Source organism: Mesorhizobium sp. M7A.F.Ca.CA.002.09.1.1, assembly GCF_003998555.1.
GTDB lineage: Bacteria > Pseudomonadota > Alphaproteobacteria > Rhizobiales > Rhizobiaceae > Mesorhizobium > Mesorhizobium ciceri.
This window is the reverse complement of sequence record NZ_RZRR01000189.1, coordinates 1-7532: the sequence shown is the minus strand read 5'-3', so window position 1 is coordinate 7532 and position 7532 is coordinate 1. Positions and strand designations below refer to the sequence as shown.

Sequence of the window (7532 nt, the reverse complement as noted above, 5' to 3'; positions counted from 1 at the left end):
GGATCGCCGCGCGCGTCGCCAGCGGCAGTCTCGGCAGCGAGGCTGCCACGCTGCTGCGCGTCGAGGGTTTCGGCCCGTCGGTCGCCTACCGCATCGCCGCGCTGAAAACGCTGCTCGGCAATGCCGGCCCGCTGGAGGAGATTGGCGGCGAGGTTTCACGGCTGATCTGGCGCGACGTTCGCGATTGCAGGCCTTTCGCCGACGGCAGCGAGAAGCCGGTCTGGCGCATCTCGATGACGCCTTCTCAGAGCCACCAGATGGTCCTGACGCTGCGCATGCAGGCCGCCGTCAGCGCCTTTTATGACTGGCAGGGCGGACTGGTTTGGCTGCGCATGGAACAGGGCGATCCGGAAGCCGCTCTGCTGCGCGGGCTGTTGAGGAAACATGGCGGCGGCCATGCGACGCTGGTGCGCGCCGCACCCTCGCATCGCGCCGCTCTACCGGTGTTCGAGCCGCAGCCGCCCGCTCTTGCTGCACTATCGGTCCGCCTGAAACAGGAATTCGACCCCAAGAATATCTTCAATCCCGGCCGCATGGCCTAGGACATCAGCGATGCAGACCAATTTTTCGCTTGCCCAGCTTGCCGATCCGCATGTCGCGGAATCGGAAAAGATCCTGCGCAAATGCGTGCATTGCGGCTTCTGCACCGCGACGTGCCCGACCTATGTGACACTCGGCAACGAGCTCGATTCACCGCGCGGGCGCATCTACCTGATCAAGGACATGCTGGAAAAAGGCCGTCCGGCCGACAAGCAGATCGTCACCCATATCGATCGCTGCCTGTCGTGCCTTGCCTGCATGAGCACCTGCCCGTCGGGCGTCAACTACATGCATCTGGTCGACCATGCCCGCGCCCATATCCAGGAGACCTACAAGCGGCCACTGCTCGACCGCCTGACCCGCGCCATGCTGGCCTTCGTACTGCCCTATCCCCAGCGCTTTCGCGCCGCGCTCAAGCTGGCGAAGCTGGGCAAGCCGTTCATAGGCTTGTTCGACAAGGTTCCGGCGCTGAAGCCGCTCAGTGCGATGCTCAAGCTTGCGCCGGCGTCGATCCCGGCAGCTTCGCCGATAGGCTCGCCGGGCATCCATGTCGGGCAGGGGACCAAAAGAGGTCGTGTCGCCATCCTCACCGGCTGCGCGCAATCGGTGCTCGATCCCGCCATCAACGAGGCGACGATTTCGCTGCTGACGCGGCTCGGCGTCGAGGTCTTGGTGCCGCCGGGCGAAGGCTGTTGTGGTGCGCTGGTCCATCATATGGGGCGCGAACAGGCCGCGCTTGCCTCGGCGAGGCAGAATGTCGACGCCTGGACACGCGCCCTCGACCAGGGCGGGCTCGATGCCATCGTCATCACCGCCTCGGGCTGCGGCACGACGATCAAGGACTACGGTTTCATGCTGCGGCTCGACCCGGCCTATGCCGACAAGGCCGCACGCGTCTCGGCACTGGCCAAGGACGTTACCGAATATCTCTCGACCCTCGACCTGCCCGAACCGGTTCGCAAGCCGGGCACTGTCGTTGCCTATCACTCGGCCTGCTCGATGCAGCACGGCCAGAAGATCACCCGCCAGCCGAAAGAACTGCTGGCCAAGGCCGGCTTCATCGTGCGCGAGCCGCGCGAAGGGCATCTCTGCTGCGGCTCTGCCGGCACCTACAACATCCTGCAGCCCGAGATCTCGGCCAAACTGCGCGACCGCAAGGTGAAAAACATCGAGGCGACGGGGGCCTCGATCGTCGCCACCGGCAACATAGGCTGCATCACGCAAATCGCTTCCGCCGCGAAGATGCCGGTGGTGCACACGATAAAGCTGCTCGACTGGGCCTATGGTGGGCCGAAGCCGGAAGGTGTTCTGGAAGAAAGCCTGATCGCTGCGGAATAGGTCGCCCTGTCCTTACTCCGCCGCAAGCCTGTCGGCCGTACCGTAGGTCGCCTCATAAAGCGCGCGCTGGCGGCTGAGCGCGACCATGGTGTTGCGCAGCAGGATGGCGACCGTGATCGGGCCGACGCCGCCCGGCACCGGGGTGATCCAGGAGGCGACCTCGCGCACGCTTTCAGTGTCGACGTCGCCGACGATGCGGCTGGAGCCGTCGGGGGCGATTTCGGAATTGATGCCGATGTCGATGACGGCAGCGCCCGGCTTGACCATGTCGGCCTTGATCAGCCGCGGCTTGCCGACGGCAACGAACAGCGCATCGGCGCGCCTTGCATGGGCGGCGACCGATCGCGTCATGTGGTGGCAGACCGTCACCGTCGCGCCTTCGCTCATCAACAGGAAGGCGATCGGCTTGCCGACGATTTCCGAATGGCCGACGATGACGACTTCCAGTCCCTTGAGGTCGAGGCCGGTCTCCTTCAGCAGCTCGACCGAGGCGGCCGCCGTGCAAGGCGCGAGATCGAGCTGGTTGTAGACGATGTTGCCGATCGAGGCCGGATGCATGCCTTCGACATCCTTCAGCGGATGCACCGCCGCTTGCAGCGTCTTGATGGGGATATGCGCTGGCACGGGCCGCTGGATGATGATGCCGGTAACGCGCGGATCGGCATTCAGGCCGTGGATCGCAGCTTCCAACTCGCCTGCTGTGATGGTGGCGGGAAAGCGCCGTTCCTCGAAATCGATGCCGGCGAGCTCAGCCTTGGCGCGCTGGTTGCGCACATAGACGTCCACCGCATCGGTGTCGCCGACGGTGATCGAGATCAGCTTGGGCGGAAAACCCTCGGCTTTGGCGATCGCTGCGTCCTCGGCAACGGCGGCGATGATGCGCTGGGCGACCGGGCCGCCCTTGAGATAACGGCTGTCTTCGGACAGAGGCATGGGTGAACTCTTTTGTGGAACTTGCCACCGAGATAGCAAAAGAATGCGGCAAAGGGCAGCATGAAAGCGAACCGCTATGCCCGTTGCGCGACGCGTGGGTGGCCTTTTGCCCTCGATTTCTGCTCAAAACGGAAAGGGCAGCGCGGTTTCCCGTGCTGCCCTTCCTGACCGGCCGCATCCCCATACGGCCCGTCCCCCGTATCCCTAAACTGGCCTCGAAACGCGGACTGCTTTGCCGGCCAGGTGATTCGCAAGGACTATTATATCACCTCGACCGTGGTTCCGACATTGACCCGCTCATAGAGATCGACGACGTCCTCGTTGCGCATGCGGATGCAGCCCGACGACACCGCGCCGCCGATCGTCCACGGCTGGTTGGTGCCATGGATGCGGTATTCGGTGGTGCCGAGGTAGAGCGCACGGGCACCAAGCGGGTTCTCCATGCCGCCGGCAAGATAGGTCGGCAAATAGCGGCCCTTGGCGGCTTCGCGCTTGATCATCTGCGCCGGCGGGCGCCAGTCCGGCCACTCGCGCTTGTTGGTGATCTTGTGCGTACCCGACCATTCGAAGCCCGGCTTGCCGGTGCCGACGCCATAGCGCCTTGCCTTGCCGTTCTTCTCGACCAGGAAGAGGAAATTCTGCGTGGTGTCGATGACGATCGTGCCCGGCTTCTGGCCTCCGTCATAGTCGACTTCCTGCGGCAGGTAGATCGGGTTGATCTGGGGACGCGCGACCATGCGCTTGGCCGGCGGCTGCACCGCCGCCGTCTGCACCCGGTCGGGCTGCGCCGGGCGCAGGCGTCGCTGCTGCTGCACCACCTGCCGGTTCTGGCGCACGATGCCGGGCGCATGGCCAAGCTGCAGCACCCAGGGTGCGGAAAGGTCGGGGCTCACCATCACCGGCGGCCTGTCGGCATAGCGGTCGCCGGCGGTTGAGGGTGTGACGCCGGCGGCAAACACAGCCACGGCGCCGAGCACGGGAAACAACACTGTCTTCATCGTAACGCACCTTGATCGTCTGATACAAACGGGTGGAAACGTCCTCCCGGTTCGGCGATCATTGGCGCGCAAGCAGCAACCGAAACATGAATCGGAATGCGTAAAATGCGGCTTTGTCAGTAAACCTTTTGGTGTGGTTACCGCCGGGTTCACGAATCTGGTAAAGCCGCAGTAAATGCCGCGCAAAGCGCGTTAACGAACGGATTTTGGCCTATGGACAAGGAACACACCGGCCTGCTCGCCGGCCCCGACGGTGTCGCGCGCTGCTTCTGGCACGGCAATCTGCCCGACTATCTGCACTATCACGATCATGAATGGGGCCGGCCTGTGGCCGACGACCGCAGGCTGTTCGAAAAGATCTGCCTGGAAGGCTTTCAGTCGGGCCTGTCGTGGCTGACCATACTGCGCAAGCGGGAGAATTTTCGCGAAGCCTTCGCCAATTTCGAATTCGACAAGGTAGCAAGCTTCACCGACAAGGATGTCGAGCGCCTGCTCGGCAATGCCGGCATCATCCGCCATCGCGGCAAGATCGTCTCGACCATCAACAACGCCAGGCGCGCCCGCGAAATGGTGGACGAATTCGGCTCACTGGCCGCCTGGTTCTGGAAGTTCGAACCCGGCAAGGACGAGCGGCCGCAAATCGTCGACCTCGCCCATCTGCGCGCGAACCCGACAACGGCCGTCTCGGTGCGGATCTCGAAGGAGCTGAAGAAGCGCGGCTGGAGCTTTGTCGGCCCGACCACGGTCTACGCCTTCATGCAGGCCATGGGCCTGGTCAACGACCACCTCGAGGGCTGCGCCTGCCGCCAAGAGGTCGAGAAGCAGCGGAAGGCTTTCAGGCGGCCGAAATAGGCTCAGGTGCCGTTGGCGCTGGCCAGCACCAGGCCGGCGACGATCGCCACCACCGTGGCCAGGGTCGGATAGATCACCAGCAGGCCGGTCATCAACGCGTCGCGCATGGATGGTCCCTTGCCGGTGTCGGCGGGTACTTCGAACGGTCCGGCAGCCTGGCTGACCATTTTCGGGACGTTGATGTCGGCCGGGCGCAAGCGTGCGGACAATCCGGCATCGCTGTCGATGGCATGGAATCTTGCTGTGCTGGTCATGGCCGCGAACCCCTCATTCCCGCGCTTTATCGGCGGCGATTGTGTCGGCACGATGCCGCACGCATGGCGGGATTGTTTCATTTGCGGTCCGGATTGGTTTCAAGGAGGTGCGGCGTCGCCTTCTCTCATCGGCAGCGCCAGAGGTCTGACCCTTGCCGCATCCGACCTCTTCGGTTAGGACACCCGCGTTGCGAAAATCGCAACATTGCCGACCTGCAAGCATCATAAAACGCCGAGCAAACACCCCATGGCCGATAAATCGGAAAAGACGAAAGCGCGACTGCCGCGCGGCTTTGCCGACCGCAGCGCCGAGGACATCCGCGCCGTCGAGAAGATGATGGCGACGATCCGCTCGGTCTATGAGCTTTACGGCTTCGAACCGGCAGACCAGCCGCTGATCGAATACACCGATGCGCTCGGAAAATTCCTCCCCGACCAGGACCGGCCGAACGAAGGCGTGTTCTCCTTCCAGGATGACGACGACCAGTGGCTGTCGCTGCGCTACGACCTGACCGCGCCGACGGCGCGTTATGTCGCCGAGAATTACGAGCGGCTGCCAAAACCTTACCGCAGCTATCGCTCAGGCTGGGTGTTCCGCAACGAGAAGCCCGGCCCCGGCCGCTTCCGCCAGTTCATGCAGTTCGATGCCGACACGATCGGCACGCCGGGTGTGGCCGCCGACGCCGAAATGGCCATGATGATGGCCGACGTCATGGAAGCGCTGGGCATCAAGCGCGGCGACTACGTCATCCGCGTCAACAACCGCAAGGTGCTGGATGGCGTGCTGGAGGCGATCGGCCTTGGCGGCGAGGAGAATGCCGGCCGCCGGCTGACGGTGCTGCGTGCGATCGACAAGCTCGACAAGCTCGGGCCGGAAGGCGTGAAGCTTTTGCTTGGCCCGGGCCGCTGGGACGGCGGCAAGGAGGGCGAAGGCGACTTCGCCAAGGGCGCCGGGTTGAACAACGGGCAAGCCGAGGCGGTTCTTCTCGCGACTGCGAGGACTATACAGGCCGGCCAGGATTCCATGGTCAGTTCGAACGCGATCTACCAGGAAGGCGTCGGCGAACTCGCCACGATTGAAGCGCTGGTCAGGGCGGCCGGATATGACGAAGACCGGATTGCCATGGACCGCTCGGTCGTGCGCGGCCTCGAATACTACACCGGCCCTGTCTTCGAAGCCGAGCTTCTGGCCGAAATCCCCAACGAAGACGGCCAGATCGTGCGCTTCGGTTCGGTCGGTGGCGGCGGGCGCTATGATGGCCTCGTCTCGCGCTTCCGTGGCGAGCCGGTGCCGGCAACCGGTTTTTCCATCGGCGTCTCCAGGCTGATGACCGCGCTGAAGAACCTCGGCAAGCTTGATGCCTCGGACGTGATTGCGCCGGTCGTCGTGCTGGTGATGGACAAGGACACCGACAGCCTCGGCCGCTACCAGAAGATGGTGGCGGAGCTGCGCGCCGCCGGCATCCGTTCCGAAATGTATCTCGGCGGCGCCGGCATGAAGGCGCAGCTCAAATATGCCGACCGTCGCGGCTGTCCGGTCGCCATCATCCAGGGCGGCGACGAGCGCGCCAAGGGCGAGCTGCAGATCAAGGACCTGATCGAAGGCGCGCGCATGTCGGCCGAAATATCAGACAACGCCGAATGGCGCGCGGCGCGCCCGGCACAGGTGACTGTGGCGGAGGGCGAGCTGGTCGTCGAGGTGAGGAAGATATTGGCGGCGCAGGCTGAGGAGAGGGCGCGTGGCAAGTAGAGGCCGCGTTGGCGCCTCTGGTTTGGGACCAGAGGGTCGTGCAGCACTGAGGTCAGCAAGTTGACCTCCCGCACCCCCGCCATCTCCACCGACATCACCAACCTCTTCGCCACGCGCAACACGCACGCCGTCGAGGTCGCCATATTGCAGCCGGCGGACCCGTTCCTCGACATGGCCGGCGAGGATTTGCGCCGCCGGATCTTCCTCACCGAAAGCGAAACGGGGCAGACGCTCTGCCTGCGGCCGGAATTCACCATTCCGGTCTGCCTCGACCACATAAGTTCGCAGGCCGGCACGCCGCGCCGTTATTCCTATCTGGGCGAGGTGTTTCGCCAGCGCCGCGAAGGCGGCAACGAGTTCTTCCAGGCCGGCATCGAGGATCTCGGCGACCGCGATACCGCGCAAGCGGATGCCCGCTCGGTGGCCGACGCGCATGCGCTGCTGTCGCTGGTGCTGCCTGGCCAGGCATTGGCGATCACGCTTGGCGACCAGACCATTTTCGAGGCGGTGCTGGCCGCCCTTGGCCTGCCGCGCGGCTGGCGCATGCGTCTTGCCCGCGCGTTCGGCTCGTCGCCGATGCTTGAGGCGGCACTCGCCGATCTTGCCAACCCGCCGCGCAACAGCCAGCTCTCGGGTCCGGTCGCCGCTCTGGTCCTCGACGGTGATCTGGACGGTCTTTCCGCCCATATCGCCAGCGGCATGGAAGAGGCCGGCCTGTCGGCGTCCGCCGGACGCGCGCCGTCCGACATTGCCCGGCGGCTGATCGAGAAAGCCGAATTGCGCAGCGTTCGGCTGTCGAGCGAGGCGTTTTCCGCGCTGAAGGATTTTCTGGCGATCGACGTTCCGCTAGATCGCGCGGCCCAGGCG

The 7532-nt window shown here is 64.5% G+C and carries 7 protein-coding genes and 1 pseudogene; 5 read left to right on the top strand and 3 right to left on the bottom strand.

The genetic code is table 11. From position 1 onward, the window contains the following. Positions 1-542, top strand: a pseudogene (locus EN994_RS11105) (2-hydroxy-acid oxidase); the annotation flags it as partial. A gap of 10 nt (positions 543-552) precedes the next feature. Beyond that, on the top strand, positions 553-1878 hold the full coding sequence (glcF, locus tag EN994_RS11100; RefSeq protein ID WP_063170130.1) for a glycolate oxidase subunit GlcF: 1326 nt from the start codon (positions 553-555) through the stop codon (positions 1876-1878). Between the two features lie 12 nt (positions 1879-1890). On the opposite strand, the gene EN994_RS11095 is transcribed toward glcF, so the two are convergent. Both EN994_RS11095 and EN994_RS11090 read right to left on the bottom strand, forming a co-directional pair. Continuing rightward, complete coding sequence (locus EN994_RS11095; RefSeq protein ID WP_027160988.1) at positions 1891-2811, bottom strand: bifunctional 5,10-methylenetetrahydrofolate dehydrogenase/5,10-methenyltetrahydrofolate cyclohydrolase; 921 nt, start codon at positions 2809-2811, stop codon at positions 1891-1893. A gap of 260 nt (positions 2812-3071) precedes the next feature. Further along, complete coding sequence (locus EN994_RS11090) at positions 3072-3809, bottom strand: L,D-transpeptidase (protein ID WP_032808011.1); 738 nt, start codon at positions 3807-3809, stop codon at positions 3072-3074. A 213-nt stretch (positions 3810-4022) separates the two neighbouring features. Between EN994_RS11090 and EN994_RS11085 the strand changes: the two genes are divergently transcribed. Next, positions 4023-4661 (top strand): DNA-3-methyladenine glycosylase I, encoded by a 639-nt coding sequence (locus tag EN994_RS11085; protein ID WP_013530355.1) that lies wholly within the window; start codon positions 4023-4025, stop codon positions 4659-4661. Between the two features lie 2 nt (positions 4662-4663). On the opposite strand, the gene EN994_RS11080 is transcribed toward EN994_RS11085, so the two are convergent. Continuing rightward, positions 4664-4915 carry a hypothetical protein gene (locus EN994_RS11080; RefSeq protein ID WP_024502332.1) on the bottom strand — a complete coding sequence of 84 codons (252 nt, stop codon included), beginning with the start codon at positions 4913-4915 and terminating at the stop codon, positions 4664-4666. 247 nt (positions 4916-5162) lie between these two features. Here EN994_RS11080 and hisS point away from each other — a divergent pair, with 247 nt between their 5' ends. Both hisS and EN994_RS11070 read left to right on the top strand, forming a co-directional pair. Then, positions 5163-6665, top strand: a complete 1503-nt coding sequence (hisS, locus tag EN994_RS11075) for a histidine--tRNA ligase (RefSeq protein ID WP_027160986.1) — start codon at positions 5163-5165, stop codon at positions 6663-6665. 60 nt (positions 6666-6725) lie between these two features. After that, positions 6726-7532: ATP phosphoribosyltransferase regulatory subunit (locus EN994_RS11070; protein WP_127307534.1), on the top strand; the 807-nt coding region annotated here is incomplete at its 3' end.

Coding starts and splice junctions, on each gene's coding strand:
- glcF (WP_063170130.1), top strand. CDS start 553: ATGCAGACCAATTTTTCGCTTGCCCAGCTTGCCGATCCGCATGTCGCG.
- EN994_RS11095 (WP_027160988.1), bottom strand. CDS start 2,811: ATGCCTCTGTCCGAAGACAGCCGTTATCTCAAGGGCGGCCCGGTCGCC.
- EN994_RS11090 (WP_032808011.1), bottom strand. CDS start 3,809: ATGAAGACAGTGTTGTTTCCCGTGCTCGGCGCCGTGGCTGTGTTTGCC.
- EN994_RS11085 (WP_013530355.1), top strand. CDS start 4,023: ATGGACAAGGAACACACCGGCCTGCTCGCCGGCCCCGACGGTGTCGCG.
- EN994_RS11080 (WP_024502332.1), bottom strand. CDS start 4,915: ATGACCAGCACAGCAAGATTCCATGCCATCGACAGCGATGCCGGATTG.
- hisS (WP_027160986.1), top strand. CDS start 5,163: ATGGCCGATAAATCGGAAAAGACGAAAGCGCGACTGCCGCGCGGCTTT.